Annotated in this window: 1 protein-coding gene; it reads left to right on the top strand. The window is 69.8% G+C overall.

Going from position 1 to position 1019, the window contains the following annotated elements; all coding sequences use genetic code 11:
• Positions 1 to 1019: glycoside hydrolase family 18 protein (locus CCN42_RS34150; protein ID WP_086741306.1), on the top strand; the 1019-nt coding region annotated here is incomplete at both ends.

The following is a 1019-nucleotide window of genomic DNA, read 5'->3' as shown; positions in this document are numbered from 1 at the left end:
GCCCGAGGCGGAGGCGGCCGCCGGCTCCAAGGTCGTCGGCTACTTCACCGAATGGGGCACCTACGACCGCAAGTACCTGGTCAAGAACATCGACACCTCCGGCTCCGCCGCCAAGCTCACCCACATCAACTACGCGTTCGGCAACGTCTCCGGCGGCAAGTGCGTGATGGGCGACGGCTACGCGGCCACCGACCGCACCTACACCGCCGCCGAGTCCGTCGACGGCGTGGCCGACACCTGGGACCAGCCGCTGCGCGGCAACTTCAACCAGCTGCGCGAGCTGAAGAAGAAGTACCCGCACATCAAGGTGCTCTGGTCGTTCGGCGGCTGGACCTGGTCAGGCGGCTTCGGCGAGGCGGCGAGGAACCCGGCCGCGTTCGCCCAGTCCTGCTACGACCTGGTCGAGAACTCCCGGTGGGCGGATGTCTTCGACGGCATCGACATCGACTGGGAGTACCCGAACGCCTGCGGCGCCACCTGCGACACCAGCGGCCGGGCGGCGTACAGGAACCTCATGGCGGCGGTGCGCGCCAAGTTCGGCTCCGGCAACCTGGTCACCGCGGCGATCCCGGCGGACGCCACCACCGGCGGCAAGATCGACGCGGCGGACTACGGCGGCGCCGCGCAGTACGTGGACTGGTACAACCCGATGACGTACGACTACTTCGGTGCCTGGGACGCCACCGGCCCGACCGCACCGCACTCCCCGCTGACCTCCTACGCCGGCATCCCGAAGGCGGCGAACCACACCTCGGCGACGATCGCCAAGCTCAAGGGCCTGGGCATCCCCGCCTCCAAGCTGCTGCTGGGCATCGGCTTCTACGGCCGCGGCTGGACCGGCGTCACGCAGACCGCGCCCGGCGGCACCGCGACCGGCCCGGCGGCGGGTACGTACGAGCAAGGCATCGACGACTACAAGGTGCTGAAGACCAAGTGCCCGGCGACCGGCACGGTGGGCGGCACCGCGTACGCCAAGTGCGGCAGCAACTGGTGGAGTTACGACACCCCGGCGACCATCG

The organism is Streptomyces glaucescens (assembly GCF_002154375.1).
Lineage (GTDB): Bacteria > Actinomycetota > Actinomycetes > Streptomycetales > Streptomycetaceae > Streptomyces > Streptomyces glaucescens.
The sequence above is the reverse complement of the archived record's forward strand: the minus strand, read 5'-3'. Positions and strand labels throughout refer to the sequence as shown.